General features: G+C 68.7%; 20 protein-coding genes and 1 pseudogene. 9 read left to right on the plus strand and 12 right to left on the minus strand.

The features are described from left to right. Positions 1-326: pseudogene (locus ACFE67_RS03090) on the plus strand (hypothetical protein); the annotation flags it as partial. 254 nt (positions 327-580) lie between these two features. On the opposite strand, the gene ACFE67_RS03095 reads toward ACFE67_RS03090, so the two are convergent. From ACFE67_RS03095 to ACFE67_RS03130, 8 genes are all read right to left on the minus strand, one after another. After that, positions 581-2,035 (minus strand): NAD-dependent succinate-semialdehyde dehydrogenase, encoded by a 1,455-nt coding sequence (locus ACFE67_RS03095; RefSeq protein ID WP_375405410.1) that lies wholly within the window; start codon positions 2,033-2,035, stop codon positions 581-583. Beyond that, positions 2,032-2,856, minus strand: a complete 825-nt coding sequence (locus ACFE67_RS03100) for an HpcH/HpaI aldolase/citrate lyase family protein (protein WP_375405411.1) — start codon at positions 2,854-2,856, stop codon at positions 2,032-2,034. Before ACFE67_RS03100 ends, ACFE67_RS03095 begins: the two co-directional genes overlap by 4 nt. After that, the gene (locus ACFE67_RS03105; protein WP_375405412.1) at positions 2,841-3,626 is read right to left on the minus strand and encodes a fumarylacetoacetate hydrolase family protein; all 786 of its coding nucleotides are present in this window, start codon (positions 3,624-3,626) and stop codon (positions 2,841-2,843) included. The genes ACFE67_RS03100 and ACFE67_RS03105 overlap by 16 nt, the downstream gene beginning before the upstream one ends. 8 nt (positions 3,627-3,634) lie before the next feature. After that, positions 3,635-4,789 (minus strand): 3,4-dihydroxyphenylacetate 2,3-dioxygenase, encoded by a 1,155-nt coding sequence (gene hpaD, locus ACFE67_RS03110; RefSeq protein ID WP_375405413.1) that lies wholly within the window; start codon positions 4,787-4,789, stop codon positions 3,635-3,637. 42 nt (positions 4,790-4,831) lie between these two features. Beyond that, a complete protein-coding gene (gene hpaE, locus ACFE67_RS03115) occupies positions 4,832-6,403 on the minus strand; it encodes a 5-carboxymethyl-2-hydroxymuconate semialdehyde dehydrogenase (RefSeq protein WP_375405414.1) in 1,572 nt (523 codons plus the stop codon). A 2-nt stretch (positions 6,404-6,405) separates the two neighbouring features. After that, complete coding sequence (locus ACFE67_RS03120) at positions 6,406-7,092, minus strand: GntR family transcriptional regulator (protein ID WP_375405415.1); 687 nt, start codon at positions 7,090-7,092, stop codon at positions 6,406-6,408. Next, positions 7,089-8,567 carry a fumarylacetoacetate hydrolase family protein gene (locus tag ACFE67_RS03125; protein ID WP_375405416.1) on the minus strand — a complete coding sequence of 493 codons (1,479 nt, stop codon included), beginning with the start codon at positions 8,565-8,567 and terminating at the stop codon, positions 7,089-7,091. Before ACFE67_RS03125 ends, ACFE67_RS03120 begins: the two co-directional genes overlap by 4 nt. Positions 8,568-8,645: 78 nt before the next feature. Continuing rightward, complete coding sequence (locus ACFE67_RS03130) at positions 8,646-9,311, minus strand: IclR family transcriptional regulator (RefSeq protein ID WP_375405417.1); 666 nt, start codon at positions 9,309-9,311, stop codon at positions 8,646-8,648. Positions 9,312-9,426: 115 nt separating this feature from the next. Here ACFE67_RS03130 and ACFE67_RS03135 point away from each other — a divergent pair, with 115 nt between their 5' ends. The 5 genes from ACFE67_RS03135 to ACFE67_RS03155 all read left to right on the plus strand — a co-directional run bounded on the left by ACFE67_RS03135 (position 9,427) and on the right by ACFE67_RS03155 (position 16,823). Beyond that, complete coding sequence (locus ACFE67_RS03135; protein WP_375405418.1) at positions 9,427-11,373, plus strand: FAD-dependent monooxygenase; 1,947 nt, start codon at positions 9,427-9,429, stop codon at positions 11,371-11,373. 211 nt (positions 11,374-11,584) lie between these two features. After that, positions 11,585-13,636 carry a primary-amine oxidase gene (locus ACFE67_RS03140; protein ID WP_375405419.1) on the plus strand — a complete coding sequence of 684 codons (2,052 nt, stop codon included), beginning with the start codon at positions 11,585-11,587 and terminating at the stop codon, positions 13,634-13,636. A gap of 31 nt (positions 13,637-13,667) precedes the next feature. Then, entirely contained in the window at positions 13,668-14,258 is a 591-nt protein-coding gene (locus tag ACFE67_RS03145; protein WP_375405420.1) for a TetR/AcrR family transcriptional regulator, read from the plus strand. A 135-nt stretch (positions 14,259-14,393) separates the two neighbouring features. Then, on the plus strand, positions 14,394-15,308 hold the full coding sequence (locus tag ACFE67_RS03150; RefSeq protein ID WP_375405421.1) for a helix-turn-helix domain-containing protein: 915 nt from the start codon (positions 14,394-14,396) through the stop codon (positions 15,306-15,308). 105 nt (positions 15,309-15,413) lie between these two features. Then, positions 15,414-16,823 carry an aldehyde dehydrogenase family protein gene (locus tag ACFE67_RS03155; RefSeq protein ID WP_375405422.1) on the plus strand — a complete coding sequence of 470 codons (1,410 nt, stop codon included), beginning with the start codon at positions 15,414-15,416 and terminating at the stop codon, positions 16,821-16,823. 76 nt (positions 16,824-16,899) lie between these two features. Here the strand turns inward: ACFE67_RS03155 and ACFE67_RS03160 are convergent, their stop codons facing one another. Next, positions 16,900-17,712, minus strand: coding sequence for an SDR family NAD(P)-dependent oxidoreductase (locus ACFE67_RS03160; protein WP_375405423.1), 813 nt, complete (start codon positions 17,710-17,712; stop codon positions 16,900-16,902). Beyond that, positions 17,709-18,320 carry an SDR family oxidoreductase gene (locus ACFE67_RS03165; protein WP_375405424.1) on the minus strand — a complete coding sequence of 204 codons (612 nt, stop codon included), beginning with the start codon at positions 18,318-18,320 and terminating at the stop codon, positions 17,709-17,711. The genes ACFE67_RS03160 and ACFE67_RS03165 overlap by 4 nt, the downstream gene beginning before the upstream one ends. A gap of 187 nt (positions 18,321-18,507) precedes the next feature. Here ACFE67_RS03165 and ACFE67_RS03170 point away from each other — a divergent pair, with 187 nt between their 5' ends. Continuing rightward, entirely contained in the window at positions 18,508-19,995 is a 1,488-nt protein-coding gene (locus ACFE67_RS03170; protein ID WP_375405425.1) for an APC family permease, read from the plus strand. Positions 19,996-20,103: 108 nt separating this feature from the next. Then, on the plus strand, positions 20,104-20,922 hold the full coding sequence (locus ACFE67_RS03175) for a MoaF C-terminal domain-containing protein (protein ID WP_375405426.1): 819 nt from the start codon (positions 20,104-20,106) through the stop codon (positions 20,920-20,922). Between the two features lie 474 nt (positions 20,923-21,396). Here the strand turns inward: ACFE67_RS03175 and ACFE67_RS03180 are convergent, their stop codons facing one another. Together ACFE67_RS03180 and ACFE67_RS03185 are read right to left on the minus strand one after the other, a co-directional pair. Beyond that, positions 21,397-21,618: a helix-turn-helix domain-containing protein gene (locus tag ACFE67_RS03180; RefSeq protein ID WP_375405427.1), complete on the minus strand. Its 222-nt coding sequence runs from the start codon at positions 21,616-21,618 to the stop codon at positions 21,397-21,399. After that, complete coding sequence (locus ACFE67_RS03185; protein ID WP_375405428.1) at positions 21,608-22,168, minus strand: hypothetical protein; 561 nt, start codon at positions 22,166-22,168, stop codon at positions 21,608-21,610. Before ACFE67_RS03185 ends, ACFE67_RS03180 begins: the two co-directional genes overlap by 11 nt. A gap of 258 nt (positions 22,169-22,426) precedes the next feature. Here ACFE67_RS03185 and ACFE67_RS03190 point away from each other — a divergent pair, with 258 nt between their 5' ends. Continuing rightward, the gene (locus ACFE67_RS03190; protein WP_375405429.1) at positions 22,427-23,734 is read left to right on the plus strand and encodes an ABC transporter substrate-binding protein; all 1,308 of its coding nucleotides are present in this window, start codon (positions 22,427-22,429) and stop codon (positions 23,732-23,734) included. Positions 23,735-23,751 lie beyond the last annotated feature (17 nt).

Below are 23,751 nucleotides of genomic sequence, written 5' to 3' on the forward strand. Positions count from 1 at the left end.
GCAGCCTCGCGACCGAGCCGGTCGTCACCGTCGAGTCGGCTGCCGCCCGCCACGGGGTGTCGAACGCGGCGGCGCACCGCGCGCTGGTCGAGCTCGCCGACGCTGGAGTGCTCGGCCGGAGCAAGGACGGTCGGGGGCGGCTCATCTGCTGGACGGCGGACCGCCACCTCGCACTCGTCACGCTCACCGAGCGCAGCAACCGGGTCGGAGCAGCAGACACCGAGCACCGTCGACCGCTGCAAGGGCCACCCCGCCCCGATCTCGACCCCTTCCTTCACGCTGCTCGACAGAGCGCGCCGCCACGCGGACACGGCGTCGCCGAGTGACCTCCAGCAGGGTCGTCAGCGGTCACATCGCCGCGAGCACCACGGCCGGCGGGCCAGAGGCTGTCGGACGGAAGGCCCGAAGGGCGGACGAGGCTTCACACCGACGAAGCGGTCGGTCGCGCACTCCCGACGACCGAGAACGCGTCGCCGAGATCATCAGTCGCCTGAGCGACGGGATCGATCAACTCCGCGTCCTTGCTCAGCAGCCGCCTCGCCGATGCCGTCCTCACCGATCGGCACGACCGGTCAGACGGTCACACCGTGACGGCGAGGTATTGCGTCTCGAGGAACTCGAGGATGCCCTCGGTGGAGCCCTCGCGCCCGAGCCCGGACTGTTTGGTGCCGCCGAAGGGCGCCGCTGGATCCGAGATGACCCCGCGATTGATCGCCACCATGCCGACGTCGAGGCGCTGCCCAACCTGGATCGCTTGCCGCTCCTCGCCGAACACGTAGGCCACGAGGCCGAACTCGCTGTCGTTCGCCTTGGACACGGCTTCGTCGACTTCGGCGAACCGGACGACCGCAGTAACTGGGCCGAAGATCTCCGTGGCGTTGATCGTCGACCCGTGCGCGACATCGATCAGCAGGGTGGCTGCATAGAAGGCGCCACGTTCGCCTTTGGCGCCGCCGGTCACGATGCGTGCGCCTTCGGCGACCGCGGTGTCAACGAGGTCGGCGACCTTGTCGCGCTCTTTCACCGAGACGAGCGCGCCGAGCTGATTCCGCCGGTCCAGCCCGGGTCCGACGGACATGGCGGCGAGGCGCTCCGTCATCCGCTCAACAAACGCATCGTGCACCGACTCGTGCACGTAGAAGCGGTTCGCGGACGTGCATGCCGAGCCGCCGTTGCGCATCTTCGCCAGGAACGCGCCTTCGACGGCGATGTCGAGGTCGGCACCGGGCAGCACGATCAGCGGAGCGTTGCCGCCGAGCTCCATCGACGTATTGATCACCCGGTCGGCGCTGGACTTGAGGAGGTCGCGACCGACTTCGGTCGAGCCGGTGAAGGAGAGCTTGCGGACTGCTGGGTGGGCGAGCATCCGGCTGACGGCAGGCCCGACGGGCTTCGGAGTGATCAGGTTGACCACGCCCTTTGGCACCCCGGACCGTTCCAGGACGTCCACCACGTACGCGGCGGTCAGTGGGGTCTCGCTCGCGGGTTTGAGGATGGTGGTGCAGCCTGCGGCCAGGGCGGGGGCGAGCTTTCGGGTCGCCATGGCAGCCGGGAAGTTCCAGGGCGTGATCAGCAATGCGACGCCGATCGGGTGGTGGGTCACGATGATGTGTTTGTCACCGGCGGGGGAGAGGCGGTACTCGCCCGGGATGCGGACGGCCTCCTCGGCGAACCAGCGGAAGAACTCGGTCGCGTAACTGGCTTCTGCCTTCGCGTCGGGCCAGGACTTGCCGTTCTCGCGCACCATGATCTCGGTGAACACGTCCACCTCGTCGGTGAGGATCTCCCAGGCGCGGCGCAGGATCTCGCTGCGCACCCGTGGGGCGGTGGCTGACCAGGCCGGGAACGCGGCTGCTGCGGCCTCGACCGCTGCGTCGCAGTCCACTTCCGACGCGACGGCGAATTCCGCGATGGTTGACCCGTCGGAAGGATCAACGACGGGGAAGCGGTCCCCGGTGGAGCCCGGCCGCCACTCGCCGTCGATGTAGAGATTCGGGAACAGAACGACGTCGGTGACGTGGACGGTGTCGGTCATGGCTTCGCCTTCGTGTCGGTTCGTCGGTGGTCGGTCGGTCCGCCGTCGGGCGGTGACCAGCGCGCGGCGAACGCCTCGGAGCCGCGGGCGAGCAGGGTGACATCCGCGCCGACGAGGATGAAGTCGGCGCCGGCGTCGAGGTAGCGCTGGGCGACCTCCGGGTCGAACGCGTTCACGCCGACAGCGGTACCGGCGGACCGTACGGCGGCGACCGCGCGGACCGCCGCTGCCGTGACGTCGGGGTGGGTCTGCTGGCCGAGCAGGCCCATGGACGCCGCGAGGTCGCTCGGGCCGACGAAGACGCCGTCGACCCCGTCGACCGCTGCGATTGAACCGGCCGCATCGACGCCTTCGACCGTTTCGACCTGCAGATAGAGCGACACATGACGGTCTGCATCCTCGAGGTAACCGCCGACGCGGTTCCACCGAGCGGACCGGGACAGCGCCGACCCGACGCCGCGCCGCCCGGCAGGCGGGTAGCGGACCGCCTCGACCACCGCGCGAGCCTCGTCGGCAGAGCCGATCATCGGTACGAGGAGGTTCTGCGCGCCGAGGTCGAGGACCTGCTTGATCCGCACGGGGTCATCGCTCGCGACCCGAACGAGCGGGGTGATGGGGTAGGCGGCGACGGCCTGCAGCTGCGCCAGCACGCTCTCCAGACCGTTCGCCGAGTGCTCCATGTCGATCAGGAGCCAATCGAGACCGCTGCCGGCGCAGATCTCTGCGACCAGTGCTGATCCGGAGCAGACCCACATTCCGGCGAGCGGCCGGTTCGCGCCGGCCAGGCGGGCACGGAAGGTCGGCGTCAGAGGAAGCGGCATGTGATGGTCCCGAGTGGTCCATAGTCGGCCAGCACACTGTCGCCCCGGCTGATCCAGGTCGGCCGGGTGAAGGAGCCTGCGAGCACGATCTCGCCGGCCTCGAGGTGGTCACCATGCTGGTGCAGCTTGTTCGCGAGCCAGGCGACGCCGGTCGCGGGATGGTTCAGCACCCCGGCGGCCAACCCGGTCTCCTCGATCGACTCGTTCCGGTAGAGCAGCGCACCGATCCATCGGAGGTCGACCTCGTCCGGACGCCTCGGGGTGCCCCCGAGCACCATGCCGCCGTACGCGGCGTTGTCCGCGATCGTGTCGACGATCGTCCGGCCGTCGAGCTCGAAGTGCGAGTTCAGGATCTCGAGCGCGGGCGTCACGTACTCGGTGGCGCGGAGCACGTCGAACAGCGAGCAGTTCGGGCCATCCAGCCGCTCCTTCAGCACGAAGGCAAGCTCGACCTCGATCCGGACGTTGGAGAAGTCGTCGAACGGCACCGTCGAGCCGTTCTCCCACACCGTGTCGGCGAACATCACTCCGTAGTCCGGCTCAGTGATCCCGGTCGCAACCTGCATCGCCCTGGCGGTGAGACCGATCTTGTGACCGGCCAGGCGGCGACCGGCCTCCAGCCCGCGATCACGCCACAGCCGTTGGATCGCGTAGGAGTCCTCGACGACCGCTTCAGGGTGGCGGGCAGTGATCCGCGGGAGGACTGCGTGGGTGCGGTCCGCCTCCGCGAGCTCGTCGGCGATGGCAGCAATGACGTCGTTCGGCAGCATTCGGACTCCTAGAGCTGGTTCCCGAGCTTGTACTCGCCCTGTTTCCAGGCGGGCAGCTCGTCTTCGTCGGACTTGCGGGTGTAGGAGAACCCGTCGGCGCCGATCGTCACGGCCATCTCGGAGCTGTCCATGCGCGTGATGACCGCTTTCGGCTCGCCGTCGAGGTCGAGCACCAGCGAGGCGTCCGTGTACCAGCTCGGCACCACGGGGTTGCCCCACCAGTCACGCCGCTGGTTGTCGTGCACGTCCCACGTCACCACCGGGTTGTCCGGGTCGCCGGTGTAGTAGTCCTGTGTGTAGATCTCGATCCGATGCCCGTCGGGGTCGCGGAGGTAGAGGTAGAACGCGTTCGAAACGCCGTGCCGACCGGGGCCGCGCTCGATGTGGTCGGAGAGCCGGAGGGCGCCGAGCTTGTCGCAGATCGCGATGATGTTGTGCTTCTCGTGCGTTGCGAACGCCACGTGGTGCATTCGCGGGCCGTCCCCGCCGGTCATGGCAGTGTCGTGCACCGTCGGCTTCCGGCGCATCCACGCCGCGTAGACGGTGCCCTCTGCGTCCTGGATGTCCTCGGTCACGCGGAAGCCGAGGTCTTCCATGTACGCCACCGCGCGCGGCACGTCGGGCGTGACCTGGTTGAAGTGGTCGAGGCGGACCAGGGCCCCCGGGGTGTAGAGGTCGTAGCGCCAGGCGAGGCGCTCGACGTGCTGCACGTCGTGGAAGAACTCGATCGGAAAGCCGAGCGGGTCGTCCACGCGGACGGAGTCGCCGATGCCCTTGGTCCAGCCGTCCTTCCGACGCTCGACCCGGCAGCCGAGCTCCTCGTAGAAGGCGACTGCGAGGTCGAGGTCCTCGGGGGAGCGGACGCGGTACGAGAACGCGGCGACCGCGGCGACCGGTCCCTTCCGCAGGACCAGGTTGTGGTGGATGAACTCCTCGAAGCTGCGGAGGTAGACGGCCTCGTCGTCCTCCTCGGTCACGATCAGGTCGAGCACGTTCACGTAGAAGTCGCGGGACCGGGCGAGGTCGGTGACGGCGAGCTCCATGTACGCGCAGCGCAGCACGTCGGGAGCCGACGCCCTCGGCGTCGGGATGCGATTCGCGACCCGGGTCCGGAAGTCCGTCGTGACGACGGGCTCGGGCGCGCTGGGGGTGATGCTAGTCATGAGAGCCTCTCTGCTCCGAAGGTCCTGCTGGTCGGGGGCGGTTCAGCGCAGCTCGGGTTCGGCTTCCTCGTCGGCCGGTGGGGCGGCCTGGTTAGCGGCCTTGCTGGCCTTGCCGAACGTCGGGTTGTGCACCTCGCCGAGCGTGATGTGGACGGCTTGCTGGTCCGTGTAGAAGTCGATCGAGCGATAGCCGCCCTCGTGGCCGAGGCCGGAAGCCTTCACGCCGCCGAAGGGCGTGCGGAGGTCACGCACGTTGTTCGAGTTGAGCCACACCATGCCCGCCTCGACCGCCTGCGAGAAGTTGTGTGCGCGCTTCAGGTCGTTTGTCCAGATGTAGGCGGCCAGACCGTACTTGACCCCGTTCGCGAGGGCGAGTGCCTCCGGGTCGGTGTCGAACGGGGTGATGGCGACGACCGGGCCGAAGATCTCCTCCTGGAAGATGCGGGCGTCCGGAGCGACGTCGGCGAACACCGTCGGGGCGACGAAGTTGCCGGTCTCGAATCCGGCCGGGCGTCCACCTCCGGCGACGAGGCGTGCCTCGCTCTTTCCGATCTCGATGTACGACATGACCTTGTCGAAGTGCTCGGGGTGCACCAGCGCGCCGACCTCCGTCGTGGGATCGTGCGGCGGCCCGACCACGACGTGCTCGGCCTGCCGGGCGTACCGCTCGACGAACTCGTCGTACACGGGTCGTTCGACGAGGATCCGGGAGCCTGCAGTGCAGCGCTCGCCGTTCAGCGAGAAGACACCGAAGATCGTGGCGTCGATCGCGGCGTCGAGGTCCGCGTCGGCGAACACGACGGCGGGGCTCTTTCCACCGAGCTCCATCGACAGGCCTTTGAGGAACGGGGCCGCGTTGCCGAAGATCAGCTGGCCGGTGCTGCTCTCGCCGGTGAAGCTGATGAGCGGCACGTCCGGATGCTTCACGAGCGCGTCGCCGGCGTCCTCGCCGAGCCCGTTGACGAGGTTGAAGACTCCCTCCGGGACACCGGCCTCCTCGAAGATGCCGGCCCAGAGGGAGGCGGACAGCGGGGTGAACTCGGCCGGCTTCAGCACGACGGTGTTGCCCGTCGCCAGAGCCGGGCCGAGCTTCCAGGACTCGAGCATGAACGGTGTGTTCCAGGGCGTGATGAGCCCGGCGACGCCGATCGGCTTGCGGTTGACGTAGTTGATCTGCCGGCCGGGCACCTTGTAGGTGTCGTCGGCCTGGGCGACGATCAGGTCGGCGAAGAAGCGGAAGTTCTCTGCCGCCCGCCGCGCCTGGCCGAGCGCCTGGGTGATCGGGAGCCCGGAGTCGAACGACTCGAGTTCTGCGAGGCGCGCATCGCGGGATTCGACGATGTCGGCGACGCGGTGGAGCACGCGGGACCGCTCGCGGGGGAGCATCCGCGGCCACGGGCCCTCGGTGAAGGCCCGGCGGGCGGCCGCGACGGCTTTGTCGACGTCGGCCTTCTTGCCCGCAGCCGCTTGCAGGTAGGTCTCGTTCGAGACCGGGTCGAGCACGTCGAACGTCGCTCCGTCGATGGAGTCGACGAAGGCGCCATCGATGTAGTGCTGCACCCGGGTGGGCAGGTCGGCGGGCACGTGCCGCTCGCTCGTGGCGGCGCTGGTCATCGTCATCGTTCCTCCGAGAGGGAATGATCGGGGTGGCGGGATCGGAGGAACGCGTCCATCGTTCGCCACCGGTGGTTCCTGGCTGTGAGCTCGATCTCGAGCGGCTCCGCGCCCGCGGCGATGAGCTCGAGGATCTCGTCGTGCTCGGCGACTGAGTGGCTCGCGCGGCCTGGCACGAACGCGAACGTGGAGTCGCGGATGCCGGACAGTCGTCCCCAGCCGCGGTGGACGAGATCGATGAGGTGCGGGTTCGGGCACCGCTCGTAGAGCGTGGCGTGGAAGTCCTGGTTGAGCCGGGTGAACCGCGACGTGTCGAGGTCGGTGAGCAGCTCGCGCATCGTCTCGTTCACCGACCGGGCCCGGTCGAGGTCGGCGGGCTGGAGGAGGGGAGCCGCCAGCGCGGTCGCGAGGCCCTCGACGAGCCCGAGGGTCTGCATCGTGCTGGCGTACTCCTGCTCGTCGACCAGCGCGACCCGCGCTCCGACGTTGTGCTCGAAGGTGACGAGCCCCTCCGCCTCCAGGCGCCGGACGGCCTCCCGCACCGGGACGGCACTCATCTCGAGTGCGTCCGCGATCGGGGCGATCACCAGTCGGTAGCCGGGCGCGTACTCATGGGAGCGGATCCGGTCCTGGAGCCAGTCGTAGGCACGAGCGGACTTGCTGATGTCGACGGTGGGCGTCCCGCTCATCGCTCGCGCTCCTGCTCGAACCGCGCTCGCCACGCCGCGTTCATCGGGAAGAGCCCGTCGACGGGATGGCCTTCCGCGACGCGGTCGGCGATCCACGCGTCCTCTGCCTCCTGGGCGAGCGTGGCGTCGACGACCTCCTCGGCGACTTCGCGGGGGATCACGATGACGCCGTCCGCGTCGCCCACGATCACGTCGCCCGGCTGCACCGTCGCACCGCCGCAGGCGATCGTCCCGCCGGTCTCCCAGGGGACGTGCCGGCGGCCGAGCACCGCCGGATGCGCGCCGGCCGAGTAGACGGGAAGACCGACCGCGGCGACGGCGACGGAGTCGCGCACCCCGCCGTCGGTGACGACCCCGGCGGCCCCTCGAGCGTGGGCGCGGAGAGCGAGGACGTCGCCGACGGTGCCGGAGCCGGTCTCGCCACGGGCCTCGATCACGATGACCTCGCCCTCCTCGACGGTGTCGAAGGCCTGCTTCTGCGCGTTGAATCCGCCACCGAACCGGGTGAAGAGGTCCTCGCGGCTCGGCACGAATCGGAGCGTTCTCGCGGTGCCGACGAGCTTCACCTCGGGGTGCAGCGGCCGCACGCCGTCGATGCTCACCGTGTTCAGCCCCCGCTTCCGCAGCTGGGCCGAGAGACCTGCGACCGGTGCGTCCTCGAGTCGCCGGCGCAGGTCCGTGGACAGGCCCGCCCGGGGAACGTCCGGGAGGCCGGCGGCCTCCCGGGAGCCCCAGGCCTCCGCGCGCTGCGTGTCGTCGACAGCGGGCAGCGAGCCCAACGAGCGATCGAACGGCGTGGTGCCCTGGACCACCCGGGTGACCAGGCGCCCGGAGGTGGGGGCACCTGCCGCACTCGGCGCGTCGACCTCCACCTCGACGACGTCGTCCGGAATGACGACGGAGGAGCCGGCCGGCGTTCCGGTGAGGATGACGTCTCCCGGCTCCAGGGTCAGGTGCTGCGCGAGGTCGGCCACGATCTGCGTCAGCGGGAAGAGCAGGTCCGCGGTGGTGTCGTCCTGGGCGAGCTCGCCGTTGACCCAGGTGCGGACGCGGAGCGCGGTCGGCTCGACGGTGCGAGCATCGATCAGCTCAGGCCCAAGCGGTGTGAAGCCGTCTCCGCCCTTGGAGCGGAGGTTCGAGCCGCGGTCGTTCGCGCGCAGGTCGTAGAGCCCGAAGTCGTTGCCCGCGGTCACCCAGGCGACGTGGGCCCACGCCTGCTCGGTGGTGATGTGCCGGGCGACCCTGCCGATCACGAGGGCGACCTCCCCCTCGAATGCGAGCAGCTCGGTCCCGGCCGGCCGCTCGATCGTGCCGCCCGTGCCGGCCACCGAGCTCGACGGCTTCAGGAAGTAGGACGGCGCTGAAGGTCGTCGTCCCCGCTGGTCCGCGCGAGACGGGTAGCTGAGGTGGACGGCGATGATCTTGCCGGTCCGATCAGCGAAGCCCTGAGGTGACTTCCCCGGTCCAGCGTTCATCCCGTTTCAGCTCCCTCGCCGTTCGATGGCCGGAGATTATATATAATCTGGAGAATTCGCAACCCAGCGCGTCCGGCCTCAGTGGAGGAGCGTCGCGATGCGTGTCGCGGCGGCCTCCAACCGGTCCGCGACCTGCTCGAGGTCCACCTTCCGTGACGACGGGTAGAGCGCCGCGATCGATGAGGCGGGCCGGCCGGCGATCACGAGCGGCACGGCGATCGCCGTGACCCCGTCGACCACCTCGTCGTGGCTGACCTCGGAGCGGCGCGGCGGGAATCCTGCGGGGTCCAGCTGGGAGCGAATGGATCGACCGGGCGCCCCCCGGTCCACGGGGTGGCGGGTACCCGGGCGCTGACCGATGGTCGTGTTCGCGTGCGGCGGCTCGGCGCTCGCGAGCGTGACGGCTGCCTCACCGTCGTGGACGACGAGGAAGGTGGTCAGGTCGAGCTCGGCCGCGGCGGCCAGCAGCTCGGGAAAGGCCACGGCCTGCAGGTCGCGCGCGACGTTGCGCGCGATGCCGGCGAGTCGAGCGCCCACGGCGAGGGTGCCCGAATTCGAGCGCTCGACGAATCCCGCCTGCTCGAGCGTCTTGACCAGCCGATACGCCATCGAACGGTGGATGCCGAGTTCCACGGCCAGCTCGGGCACCGTGATCGGGGTGAGGGCCTCGCCGATGAGTGCCAGGGCGCGGAGTCCGCGCGCCAACGTCTGCGATCCGCCGTCGGCCTGCGCTGCCTCAGCCACGATCCCGCCCGTCCTTCTTGCCACGCACTGTGTCCGCGGCTACTTTCGTCGTGATAGTCACGTCAGTGTCGCATATAGCGAGACGAGCGTCGAGTCATTCGAAGAGGAGTGCTCCGTGCAGATACACGTCCGCGGCTACGAGTCCGGCGACCCCCGCATCAGACCGGCAGCCGGACACGGCGTGGACCGGTCCGAGGAGCTGCCGGACGAGATGGACGTTCTGATCGTGGGCACCGGACCCGCCGCCGTGGTCGTCCTCGCGCAGCTGTCCCGGTTCCCCTCCATCGCGGTCCGTGCGATAGAGCGACGGCCCGGGCGACTCGAGGTCGGCCAAGCCGACGGCATCCAGGCCCGCTCCGTCGAGACGTTCCAAGCCTTCGGATTCGCCAACGAACTGATCGACGAGGCGTACCGAAACGTGGAGATGTGCTTCTGGAAGCCGTCGCCCGACGACCCGTCGCGCATCGTGCGCGCCTCCCGCGCACCGGATGATGAGACCGGCATCAGCGAGTTCCCGCACATCTACGTCAACCAATCCCGCATTCTCGACTACTTCCTCCGCGACGCGGAGCGGGCGCCAGGGCGCGCGGTGCCGAACTACGGGATCGAGTTCGTCGGCTGCTCGATCGATCCTGACGCGGACTACGCAGTAACCGTGCGCGTGCGTCACACCGCCGGACCTCGGCAGGGCGAGGAGCAGGTCGTGCGCACGAAGTACCTGATCGGCGGTGACGGCGCACGCAGCGCCGTGCGCACCGCGCTCGGCCACCGGCTGCAGGGTCAGTCGGCGCTGCACGCATGGGGCGTCATGGACGTGATGGCGAACACCGACTTCCCCGACTTTCAGGTGAAGTGCTCGATCCAGTCCCACGACGCCGGGAACATCCTGCTGATCCCACGGGAGGGTGGCTACCTCTCCCGGCTCTACGTCGACCTCGGCGAGGTCGACGAGCTCGACGCGGCCTCGGTGCGCTCGACGTCGATCGACTCAATGATCGCCACGGCGAACCGGATCCTGTCGCCCTACGCGCTCGACGTCCGTGCGGTGACGTGGTGGTCGGTCTACGAGGTGGCGCACCGGATCACCGACGGGTTCGACGACGTGCCGCCCGAACTCGAGGGGCGGCGGACGCCGCACGCGTTCATCATGGGCGACGCCTGCCACACCCACTCCGCGAAGGCCGGCCAGGGGATGAACGTGTCGATCCAGGACGGCTTCAACCTGGCGTGGAAGCTCGCCGCCGTGCTCGAGCGGCGCGCGCCCGAGTCGCTCCTCTCGACCTACGCGGCCGAGCGGAAGGTCGTGGCTCAGGACCTGATCGACTTCGACCGGGAGTGGTCCTCGATGATGGCCCGCCCGGTCGACTCCTGGGAAGATCCGAACGAGCTCGAGCGGTGGTACCTCGCGACGATGGAATTCCCCGCGGGCTTCATGACCGAGTACGCCGCGTCGGCGATCACGCTCGGGACCGAGCACCAGGACCTCGCGACCGGCTTCCCGGTCGGGAAGCGGTTCAAGTCCGCGGAGGTCATCCGCCGTGCGGACAACCGCTGGCAGCAACTCGGCCACCTCCACGAGGCGGACGGCCGCTGGCGCGTCTACGTCTTCGCCGATGCCGCGGCGCCCGCCCGCACCGGCACCGCTGTCGCCGACTTCGCGTCCTGGTGGGCGACCGATCCGGCCTCGCCGCGCGTGCGGTACACGGCTGCCGACGGAGACGACGACGCCGTGTTCGACACCAAGGTGATCTACCGGCAGGAGTACACGGCGTTCGATCCCATCGACGTGCCGGCAGCGTTCAAGCCGGTGAAGGTCCCGTTCGGGCTCGAGGACCTCAACCAGGTCTTCGCCTCCGGACACGGCCGCGACATCCATCGCGACCGGGGGATCGGCCCGGACGGCGCGATCGTCGTCGTGCGGCCCGACATGTACGTCGCCGCGGTCCTGCCGATCACGGCTCGGCAGGACCTGGTCGACTACTTCGCCGCACACATGCTGGCGAGCGGGCAGCGGAGCCGGCCACCGTTCGTCCGCAGCGTCCACGAGCGCGTCCGGCTCTGAGGACCGCGGCGGGTCGGCCTGACCGTGACCGCGCCGACGACCGACGGGAACGGCGATGGTCTCGGAGACGGAGGGCAAGGCGGTCCTTCCTCGGCCGCACACGTTCAGCGGTCCGACTCGCGCAGTTCTACTTCGAACGACGGGCCCTCAGGTCTTTCTTTTTCGAGCGCATGCTCAATAAACTCGTCGCACTCGGACGAAGGGCTCCTCCATGTCGACAGAGGTCACCAGCGAGATCGCACCGGCACCGGCACCGGCACCGGCACCGGCACTGCAACGCCCGCACCCCCTGCGTATGCTGGCCGCGGACGAGATCCGTGCTGCTCGGAAGGTGCTTGCCGATGCGGGACTCGTGAGCGATTCGACTCGCTTCTCCTACTTCATGCTGCGGGAGCCGGACAAGAGCGAGGTGCTCGCGTGGGAGTCCGCCGATTCAGCGCCCCAGCCCGCTCGCGAGGTGACCGTGCTGCTCACCGACCTCGCGACGGGATCCGTCGTCGAGACCCACGTGGACCTCGATGCCCAGGTGATGACGTTGTGCAGGGCGGTCGACACCGCGTCGGAAGGATTCGGCCCGACGCTGGACGAGGACTTCGTCGTCGCCGACGACATCGTCAAGGCGCATCCCGCCTGGGTCGCCGCGATCGCCAAGCGCGGCGTCACGGACCTCGACACCGTCCGGACCGTGCCACTCTCGGCCGGTGTGTTCGGCTACGCCGACGAGGTCGGACGACGGGTGTTCCGGGTGCTCGCCTTCCAGCAGCGCTACCCGACGGACAGCGTGTGGGCCCATCCCATCGACGGCGTCGTTGCGCACGTCGACATCGATGCGCGCAAGGTCCTCCGCGTCGTCGAGACGGGCATCGAGCATGTGCCGGACGAGTCCGGTGACTACCTCGATCCAGCAGTCCGTGGACCGGAGCGCACCACCCTCAAGCCCATCGAGATCACCCAGCCGGAGGGCGTGAGCTTCAGCCTCGAGGACGGGATCCTCGAATGGCAGGGCTGGCGGGTCCGCGTCGGCTTCAACGGGCGCGAGGGACTGACCCTGCACCAGATCGGATTCTCCGACGCCGGTGTCGTCCGCCCCATCGTCTACCGCGCTTCGGTGTCCGAGATGGTCGTCAACTACGGAGACCCGACACCGACCCACGCCTGGCAGAACTACTTCGATGTCGGCGAGTACCAGTTCGGGCGTCTCGCGAACTCGCTCGAGCTCGGATGCGACTGCCTCGGGGAGATCCGTTACGTCGATGCCACCGTGGTGAGCGACCTCGGCGAACCGGTCGTGATCAAGAACGCGATCTGCATCCATGAGGAGGATGCCGGGATCCTCTGGAAGCACAACGACGGCTTCTCCGGCACCAAGGAGACCCGACGGCAGCGACGCCTCGTCGTGTCGTTCTTCGTGACTGTCGGAAACTACGACTACGGCTTCTACTGGCACCTGTACCTCGACGGCACGATGCAGCTCGAGTGCAAGGCCACCGGGATCGTCTTCACCTCGGGGCACGACGGCGCCACCGAGTACGCGACGAAGCTGGCCCCGGGGCTCGGCGCACCCGTGCACCAGCACATGTTCTGCGCTCGGCTGGACATGACGATCGACGGAGTGCGCAACCACGTCGACGAGCTCGACGTGCAGCGCGTGCCGACGAGCGAGACGAATGCCTGGGGCAATGCGCTCACCCGCACCCGTACCCGCCTCGCTCGCGAGAGCGAGGCGCAGCGCCTGGCCGTCCAAGATCTCGGCCGGGTGTGGTCGATCGAGTCCGACGAGCGGACCAACCGCGTCGGTGAGCCAACCGCGTTCGTGCTCTACCCCGAGGGTCGGCCGCCCCTGCTGGCTGCAGACGACGCGTCCGCGCGCCGGCGCGCGGGCTTCGCCAGTAAGCACCTCTGGGTCACCCGGTACGACCGGGACGAGCTCTGGGCCGCCGGGTACACCGTGAACCAGCACCCCGGGGGCGCCGGCCTCCCCGCATACGCGGCGGCCGACCGATCGATCGACGGCCAGGACATCGTGGTGTGGCACACCTTCGGCCTCACCCACTTCCCGCGCCTGGAGGACTGGCCGATCATGCCCGTCGACTACGCCGGCTTCACGCTCAAGCCCCACGGGTTCTTCGACCGCAACCCCACCCTCGACGTGCCGGCGACCATCGGTCCCGCCTGCCATGACCACGCGGACCACCATGGACACGGCCAGGCGCACGGCGGCCACGGCGGCGCTCACAGCACGCAGCACACCCACGGGGCATGATGGTTCGGCTGCCCGTCCGGAAGGGACACCCATGCCGAAGGTCGTCGACCGAGCCGCTCGCCGGGCGGAGGTCGTCGATGCGTTCCTCGAGGTCGCGCGCCGCGACGGGCTCGCTCAGGCCTCCAGTCGCGCGATCGCGACCGAGCTCGGCGTGGCGACCGGCGGCCTGTGGCACTACTTCGAGGACTATGACGCCGTCCTGCTCGCCGCGTTCGACCGGATCTACCACCGAACGAACGAGCGGATCGGTGACGCGACCTCGCTCCTGACGGGACTCGATGCGATCATCGCCATGATGCGCGAGGTGCTGCCCGTCAGCCCAGAGGCTCGGGAGGAAGCCGCGATCGTCGTCGGGTACTGGGGGCGAGTGGCGGCGATCCCCGCGCTCGGGAACCGTCAGGCCGCGATGGACGAGGCGTGGCGGGCGATGCTCCTCGAGTGGCTCGAGCAGGCGGTGCTCGACGGCACGCTGATTCCGGACGCACCCATCGCCGGCATCGCGGATCTGCTGCTCTCGCTCAGTTCGAGTCAGCAGATCCGGTACGTCACGCGGCCGCACCCACGGGCCTCGAACGCCCCGATGGTCCTCGTGACGCACTGCCTGGCGCCCTGGAAGTCCTGATCCGGCGTCGCCACCGGACCTGACGTTGAGCAGGCGCTCATAATTCGCTATCTTTGTTTGCCGGAGCGACACCGTCCAGACACGAGGCCCGCATTGACGCCGAGCACCGCAACCACTGCCGCACCCGCCAGGGCCGTGACCACCCGTGACCCCGCGGTGTTCGCGGACGTCGTGTCCAGCGCATTCGTCCCGCTCGCCGTCGAGCGGGACCGGCGGGCACCGTTCGCTGCACGCGTCCGCTCGGTCGTCAGCGCCTCGGTCGCCATCACCGACATCCAGGCGACCGCCCACCGGGTCGTCCGGGTGCCCCGATCGGACGACTCGTCCGACGCCGCCTACAAGCTGAGCCTCGTGACCGCGGGCAGGTCGATCGTCGCGCAGGACGGCCGCGAGGCCGTGCTCGGACCGGGCGACCTCGTGCTCTACGAGACGAGTCGGCCGTACGTGCTCGAGATGGACCGCGACTTCGATGTGGTCGTCGTCATGCTGCCGCACGGCGCCGTCTCGCTGCCTCCGAGCCGGGTGGACCAGCTCACCGCGGTTCGCATGCCGGGGGACGTCGGGGTCGGCCAGATCGTCGCGGCCTTCCTGACCTCGCTCGTGGCCCAGGACGACGCGCTGAACCGCGCATCCAGAGAGGGGCTGGGTCGCTGCGCCGCCGACCTGATCACCACCCTGCTCGGTCAGCATCTGGCGCCGTCCGAGCCGCAACCGCGCCAGCGCGCAATCATCGACGGCTGCAAGGCGTACATCGAGACGCAGCTCGGTTCGCCGGTGCTCGCGCCGGCTGACATCGCCGCGGCGCAGCACATCTCGCCGCGGTACCTGCACGCGCTCTTCCACGAGCAGGGCACCACGGTGAGCAACTGGATCCGCGCCCGACGCCTCGAGCGGTGTCATCACGACCTGATGGACCCGATGCTGGCCTCGCTGCCGGTCGCGGCGATCGCGGCCCGATGGGGGTTCCTCGACGCGGCGCACTTCAGCCGGGTCTTCCGATCGTCGTTCGGGTGCTCACCGAGCTCGCTCCGAAGCGCCGCCTCGTCCTGATCCAGGAGTACTGCGCTGCCGATCTAGCGCACTGCACTCCTGGACAAACCGGAGTCCGGTCCTCGCCGCAGGATGGGTCGAGAACGACTCGAGGAGGAGACGACGATGGCTGATACCACCCAGCTGCTCGACCGGATCACGGCGCCTGCCGGCGCCGGCCGGGAGATCCGCGACGCGGCGACAGGTGAGCCGATCGGCTCGACGCCGGAGCTGACGGTGGAGGACCTCGACGCCGCCATCGCCCGCGCACGAGCCGCGCAACCGGCATGGGCCGTCCTGGGCCATGAGCAGCGGAGCGCGCTGCTGAACGCGGCCGCCGATCGGATCGACGAGAAGGCGGAGTCGCTCGCGAACCTGCTCTCCCGCGAGCAGGGCAAGCCGCTGAACGGGCCGAACGCCCGCTTCGAGGTGGGGGCCTGCTCGGCCTGGCTGCGCGCCACCGCAGCGACGGTGCTGGAGCCCGAGCTCGTCGTCGACGACGGTCAGACCCGCGCAGAGCTGATCTACCGGCCCGTCGGGGTGGTGGGTGCCATCAGCCCATGGAACTGGCCGCTGATGATCTCGATCTGGCAGATCGCGCCGAGTCTGCGTATGGGCAACACCGTGGTGACCAAGCCGAGCGAGTTCACGCCGCTCAGCGTCCTCGCTCTCGTGTCGGTGCTGAACGAGGTGCTCCCCGCGGACGTCCTCATCCCGCTGCCCGGCGGTCGTGAGCTCGGCGCCGCGCTGTCGTCCCACGCCGGGATCGACAAGATCATGTTCACCGGCTCTACGGCGACCGGTCGGAAGATCATCGAGAGCTCTGCGCAGAACCTCGCGCGGCTCACGCTGGAGCTGGGCGGTAACGACGCGGGCATCGTGCTGCCGGATGTCGATCCGAAGGCGATCGCAGAGGACCTGTTCTGGGGCGCGTTCATCAACACCGGGCAGACCTGTGCCGCCTTGAAGCGCCTCTACGTCCACGACTCCGTCTACGACGAGGTCGTTGCAGCGCTTGCTGAGGTCTCGGCACGGATGCGGATGGGCAACGGGCTCGACGAGCGGAACGTGCTCGGCCCCCTGCAGAACCACCAGCAGTTCACGATCGTCTCCGACCTCGTCGAAGACGCCAAGCAGCACGGCGGCCGCGTGGTCACCGGTGGTGCACCCGCCAGCGAGCTCGGCGAGAACTTCTACCCCATCACGCTCGTCGCCGACGTCTCCGACGGCGTCCGCCTTGTCGATGAGGAGCAGTTCGGACCTGCTCTGCCCATCATCCGGTACTCGGACATCGACGACGCGGTCCGCCGCGCGAATGGGCTGGACCAAGGCCTCGGTGCATCCGTGTGGTCGTCCGACCGCGCTGCCGCTCGTGACATCGCGGCTCGCCTGCAGGCCGGCACGGTGTGGATCAACTCCCACGGCGGCGTCGATCCGCGCATCCCCTTCGGAGGTGTGAAGGGGTCCGGCTACGGCGTCGAGTTCGGTGTCGAGGGCCTCAAGTCCCTCGGGGTGCCGCAGATCATCAACGGCTGACGCGTCGAGTCGACGAGGGGCGGCAGCCCTGAGGCTGCCGCCCTCGTTCGACCGCGACCTGTGAGCTCATTCGCAGTCAGGGAAGGTCGAGCGCTGTCGTCGGCACGTCCACCACATGCGCGCCGCCATCGACGACGAGCACCGCACCGGTGATGTACGAGGCGTCATCGGAGGCGAGGAAACGGATGGTGCCCGCGATCTCCTCCGCCTCACCGACTCGGCCGAGCGGAACATTGGTGACGACGCACCCATATGCGGCCTCCCGATCCCCGATACCGGCGGCACGGGCGAAGTCGTCCATCTCGACGTCTGCCATCGGCGTGCGCACCCAGCCCGGGCAGATCGCGTTCACGCGGACGCCGAAGCGGCCATAGTCCCGAGCGAGCGATCTGGTGAGCCCGATGAGTGCGTGCTTGCCGATCGTGTAGCCCGCGACCGACGGTCCGGCGAACAGGCCGGCGAGCGACGACACGACCACCACCGATCCGCGGGATTCGATCAGCGCCGGAAGCGCGGCACGGGCGATCATGAAGGCCGTCGACACATTCGCCCGCAGATCCTGCGCCCAGTCCTCGTCGGTCATGTCACCGACCCGGCCGAGCGAGTGTCCACCGGCGTTCGCGACGAGCACGTCGAGTCGGCCGAACCGATCGAGGACTCGCTGAACGAGGTCGTTCGCCTGCACCGAATCAGCGACGTCGACAGCGACCGCCACGCCGCCGACGCGTGCGGCCACGACCTGCAACGGCTCGAGCCGCCGCCCGGTCACCACCACGTCGGCGCCCTCACGCGCGAACCGTTCCGCCGCCGCGGCGCCGATGCCGGTGCCGGCGCCGGTGATCAGTACGACGGGACGTCCCTCGGACCCGTGCCCGATCGCCGCGCTCATGCGGGGAAGGAGGAGCGCGCGAGGTAGCCGAAATCAGACACCAGTGTCGTGCCGTTGATCGGAAGGGACGCGGGGGAGCAGAGGTAGGCGACGTGACGTGCGACTTCGTCCGGGGACTGCACCGGGTACGTGACGGTGTCGAAGTCGACGACTCCGACGTCGGTATGGGACATCGGGGTGTTCACGACCGACGGGCAGACGCGGTTGACGCGGATGCGTTCCGGAGCGAGATCCGTCGACAGCGCACGGGTCAGCTGCACGACGGCCTCTTGTTGACCGCTAGGACCCGGTTCCAGTCCGCGATGTCGATGTCGTCGATGCCCACTCCGAAGGGGCCGAGCACACCCGCGCAGCCCATCACCAGGTCGAATGCCTCCCAGCGCCTCGGCGAGCGACTCGATCGCAGCGCGAACCGACGGCTCGTCCGCGACGTCGGCCTGAGCGACGACGTCGTTCAGGCGCGCCGCCACCGCCGCCCCGGCGACCGCATCCCGATCGATGACGCCGACCTGGACGCCTTCGGCAGCGAGCGCTGCGGCGCACGCGCCTCCGATCCCGGATGCGTCACCGGTGACGATCGCGCGTGCGGAGGCAAGAGCGAGATCCATCGCGGCCCTTCTCCATTGACCGATTTGTCGATCGGAGCCACCGTCACACGAGTGACGGGCAGGCGGCCTCTGCTCTGCGCTCCTGGGAAAGCGTTGTGCGCTGCGGGTCAACCGGGCGGCTCCTTACCTGCCGAGACTGGGGCGGCGCCGATGCCGCGGCGCCCATCCATCTACCGAAGGAGCCGTCGTGACCGACGACAGCGGAAGCATGCAGCTGAGGCGCAACGCGCTCGGCGTGCCGGGAATCGTGTTCCTCGTCCTCGCGGCGGTCGCACCGCTCACCGGGATCGTCGTCGTCGCCTCGCTGGCCATCGCGCTCGGCAACGGCGGCGGCACCCCGGTGGCGTTCTTCGGGGTCGCGATCGTCCTGCTGTTCTTCGCCATCGGCTACGCGCAGATGTCGAAGCAGCTCGTCAGCGCGGGCGGGTTCTACGCCTTCGTCGTCAAAGGTCTCGGACGCGCAGGCGGCCTCGTCGCCGGCCTCGTCGCCACGCTCGGCTACAACTTCTTCGTCGTCGGGACCATCGGCACGAGCGGGTTCTTCATGTCGACGATCATCGGCCAGCTCACCGGCTTCCAGCTGCACTGGTACATCTGGGGCTTCCTCTCCATCGCCGCCTGCTTCGTGATGGCGCGAGTCGGGGTGGACTTCAGCTCCAAGGTGCTGGGGGTCTCCCTCGTGCTCGAGACCACGATCCTCGTGGTCTTCGACATCGCGGTGCTCATCCGCACCGGGTTCAGCGCCCAGGTGTTCACGCCCGAAGCGATCTTCTCCGGGTCGTTCCCGATCGGTCTTCTCCTGGCCGCGACCGGTTTCCTCGGCTTCGAGGCGACCGCGCTGTTCAGCGAAGAAGCCAAACGGCCGCTCACCACGGTGCCACGGGCGACGTACACCGCGATCATCGCGATCGCGCTCATCCTCGGCGTGACCGCCTGGGCGATCGTGAGCGCCACGGGTGTCGATGCCGCGCAGGCGACCGCCGTCAAGCACCTCGAGACCGGGGACCTGGTGTTCTCGCTCGCCGGCACCTATCTCGGTCCGGTGCTGACGACGATCATGGAGATCCTGCTGCTCGTCAGCCTGTTCGCGGCGATGCTCGCGTTCCACAACTCCGCGACCCGCTACCTCTACTCGCTCGGCCGCACCCGCGTCCTGCCGCACGTGCTCTCCCGAACCCGCCGCAGCGGAGCGCCCCAGACCGCCGGACTGGTGCAGGCGATCTTCGCCGCAGTCATGGCCGGTATCTTCGCCATCGCCGGCGCCGACCCGATCGGCGTCCTCGTGCCGGCCATGCTCGGCTTCGGCACGCTCGCCGTACTCGTGCTGCAGGCACTCGCTGCGCTCTCGATCGTGGTGCACTTCCGACGCACGCACGACCCGCGGTGGTGGAGCACCACGATCGCGCCAGGGATCGGCTTCCTCGGGCTCGTGGTGATCGTCGTGCTGGCAGTGCTCAACTTCTCCGTCGTCGCTGGATCGAACGCGCTCGGCATCCAGCTGCTACCGCTGCTGCTGGTGCTCGCACTGATCGGCGGGCTCACCTACGCGGCGTACCTCCGAAGGAACAGGCCCGACGTGTACTCCGCGCTGTCCACGGACCTCGAGAAGTTCAACGTCCACAGCTCGGACACCGCGCCGCTGGCCGGCGCCACGTCCGCTCCGTCTCAGGACTAGTGCGAGCAGGTGGCAGCACCCGAGCCCAACCGGTTGCTGTCACCTCCGATCGGACGCTGGGTCGCCGCTGAATCACGGTCAATGCAGAATACGAATTGGAGCAGCACCATGACGGCTGCGCTTTCAGACACGAGCATGTGGCTGCCCCTGGAGGGGCTCGAGCCGGGCTTCGACGAGAACAAGCCCACCCCGAGCAGTGACCTGGACGGGCGCGGGCTAGCGGTCGTCTCGACGACCGGCAGCCGCGTCGAGGTCCACTTCGAGGAAGGGGCCGTCGGATGGCGGCGAACCCTCGGCGGTGATGACTCGGTCGAGACGTCCGGCCATGACGCGGTCGAGGTGTTCCGCATCGACGAGGACCTCTACCTGGCACAGCTCCATTTCGCGACCGCGCCTGACGAGGCGATGTCCTTGGTGCTCGACCTGCGGTCAGGGCAGGCGCTCATCGGTCTCAGCGTGCTCGGGGATGCAGCCTCGGGCCGTACAGCCGTCCAGCAACGATTCGAGCCCGCCGTGATCGAAGGGCTGCAGCCCCGCGGTGCCGCCCCCTCGCCGACCACGGCACTCATCGGCCGACGTGTCGAGTGGGTCTACAGCACCGAGCACGCCTACGAGCACGTCTACCTGTCCCCGCACTGGTACACCTGGCAGTGCCTGGCAGGCCCCGAGCGGGGACTCGCTGACACCGACGAGGTGTCCGTGTGGGAGCTGCGACCGGGCATCTACGTGTTCGCGTGGCGGGAGAAGGTCGTTCCGTGCGGCTCGGTCACCGTCGCCGACCACCGCAACCCGAATGCGATCACCTCGGTCGGTGTGCTCTTCGGGCGCAACTCTGATGGCGGTCACGGGCACTTCACGTTCGGGGCGAAGGGGCGGTTGATCTCGGTCTCGGCACACGGCCCCGGACTGGACCCCGCAGGGTTCTGAGGCGCGGTATGGCGAGCGATGCCATCGCTGTGAACAGCAAGAAGACGCGGTTGTTGCGGCGATCTCGAGCATCTCAGGGCAGTCGATCTCGGCTACTGAAACACCTCCGGGCTCTTCAGCGGGTTCCGGGTTCAAGTCCCGGGGGGGTGTACCAAACCACCTGATCAGGCGATTGGAGACTCCTTCGGCCCCTGATCCGCCTCGTGGTAGCACCCGTACCGGCACCCCGATATCGTCCGAGACCGCCGGCGCGGCTGCACGACCAGAGGTCGGGTACGCCAAAACGGCGACGCGTTCGGTCCCGCCGGTCGCGACCTCGACGGACGTCCCCTGGCATCGGAGCCGGGCTGCTCGTCGTCATCCGCGCATGGCAGGCCGCTTGTGCCGCCGCGGCCGGAGCGCAGCGGGAGCCCGCTCGCCGGGTACCCGATCCCGCGACACGTCGCCGTCGAAGGTCGACGATGCGGAGTTCGCTCAGTCGATGGTGAAGAGGTCGCCTGGGGTGGCGTGGAGTGCGTCGCAGATCGTGGTCATCGTGGTGAATCGGATGGCCCGGCCTCGGTTGTTCTTGAGCACCGACAGGTTGACGATGGTGATGCCTGTGCGGTTGGCGAGTTCGGTGAGGGTCATGCCACGGTCGGCGAGGAGGTCGTCGAGGCGACAGACGATCCGGTGCGGGACGTCGTCAGATGACACCGACGGTCTGCCGTTCGAGGTCTGCGCCGGACCGGAACGCGATTGCGAGGCTGCCCGCGACGACGCCGACCAGGATGAGTGGGACCGGCCAGTTCGGGAGCGCGAGCCCGATTCCGGAGTAGTCGCCACCGAGGAACGCGGCCTTCGCCTGGTCGCTGGCATCGCCGGTGACGTTGGCCCAGATGAAGCGCCCGACGACGGTGTCGGTGAGTCCCTGAAGCACGCCTCCACCCGTGAGGATGATCGCGAGGAGGCGCCACCGGCGAAGTACCGGCTGAGCGAACGCAGCCGCTATGGCAATCCGGCGGACGATCCCGAACAGGACGACGGCGGCGAGGACGATGACCACGATCTCGATGATCGTTGGAAGTGCCAAAGCGGTCCGCAGGCCGATGGACGCGTCGGCGAGGGTTCCGCGCGATCCCGAGCGCAGCTCCGCTTGGAGGAACTGCGGAGCGGTCGTGAGCGGAAGTCGCCCGTCTGCCCCGCTGAAGGTGAACAGCGTCCTCCCGCGGAGGACCGCGAGCAGCCGGACCACATCGTTGAGCACGGATACCGCAGCGACGATGACGACAGCGACCGGTGGTACGCGTACCGCGACCCCATCACCGACAGATCGAACCTTCACTGCGACCTCCCCTGGTTACCGATGCTCGATAATGTCGAAAATCGATAAACACAGCAAGTGTCTGTCGAGACGTGCACGCCGCGTGAACCTCCTGTTGACCCCCTTAAGCGGTTAAGCTAGCCTCGCGTCGCTGCGCACTCGCTGCGCAGCCACACCTGCATCACGAGACGAGGAAGTCACATGAGAAAGACGCGCCCGCTTCTTGCAGCGGCGATCGTGGGTGCTCTGGCACTCTCGACGGCCGCCTGCTCGAGCAACAGCGAAAGCACCGCGACCAAGGGGGTGACCTTGAACTACTGGGCCAGTAACCAGGGCGCCAGCTTGAGCGACGACAAGCGAATCCTGACCCCGGTACTGGCGGAGTTCACGAAGCAGACCGGCATCAAGGTCAACCTCGAGGTCGTCGGATGGAACGACCTGCTCAACCGGATCACGACCTCGGTCGCGAGCGGATCCGGGCCGGACGTGTCGAACATCGGCAACACGTGGGCGACGTCGCTGCAGGCGACCAAGGGGTTCGTGCCGTTCGACGCCGCGAACATGAAGGCGATCGGCGGCGCGAGCAAGTTCTCGCAGCCAGCACTGGCAACCGGCGGCGCGACGGGAGAGGACGTCACGTCGGTGCCGATCTACGGCCAGGCGTACGGGTTGTTCTACAACAAGAAGCTGTTCGCTGACGCACACCTCAGCCCGCCCACCACCTACGAGGAGTTCACGGCAGCCGCACGGACGCTCACGGATCCGAAGAAGGGCGTCTACGGGTTCGGCATCACGGGGGCCTCCGCCGGCGACAACGCACACCTCGCCTTCATCAACGCAGCGCAGAACGGGGCGCAGGTCTTCGCGTCAGACGGCAAGCCGACCTTCACCTCCCCAGGCGTCGTGGCAGGCGTGCAGCGCTACATCGACCTACTCCAGGACGGGCTGGTGAACCCGGCCGACGCGGAGTACGACAACACCTCGCAGCCGGCCACCGACTTCGCGAAAGGCAAGGTCGCGATGATCATGAGCCAGAACAGCGCGAGCGCGGTCATCGAAAGCTCCGGGATGGCCGACAGCGCCTACGGCGTGGTGCCGTACCCGGCTCCCTCCGGCGGCCAGGACGTCTCCAGCCATGTCGCCGGCATCAACATCTCGGTCTTCAAGTCCACGAAGCACGAGAAGGCTGCACTCGAGTTCGTCAAGTTCATGACCAGCAGCTACGCGCAAGGGGTCCTCGGCAAGGCGTACGGGAACCTGCCAGCGCTGAAGGACGGCGACCCGAACTTCCTGAAGGACCAGGAGATCGCGAGCACCTTCATCTCGGTGTACAACACGCGAGCGAAGCCGCTGCCCCTCGTGCCGACGGAGGACCAGTTCGAGACGACGGTCGGCAAGGCGATGTCCGACCTCTTCGCGAAGGTCGCCACCGGCAGCACGGTCAGTGAGGCAGATGTGCAGAGCGCGCTCAAGGCCGCGCAGGACCAGGTCGCGCAGTCAGCCGGCTGATCACCCAGGGAGGGGAC

The sequence above is a fragment of the uncultured Amnibacterium sp. genome, from assembly GCF_964244015.1.
GTDB lineage: Bacteria > Actinomycetota > Actinomycetes > Actinomycetales > Microbacteriaceae > Amnibacterium.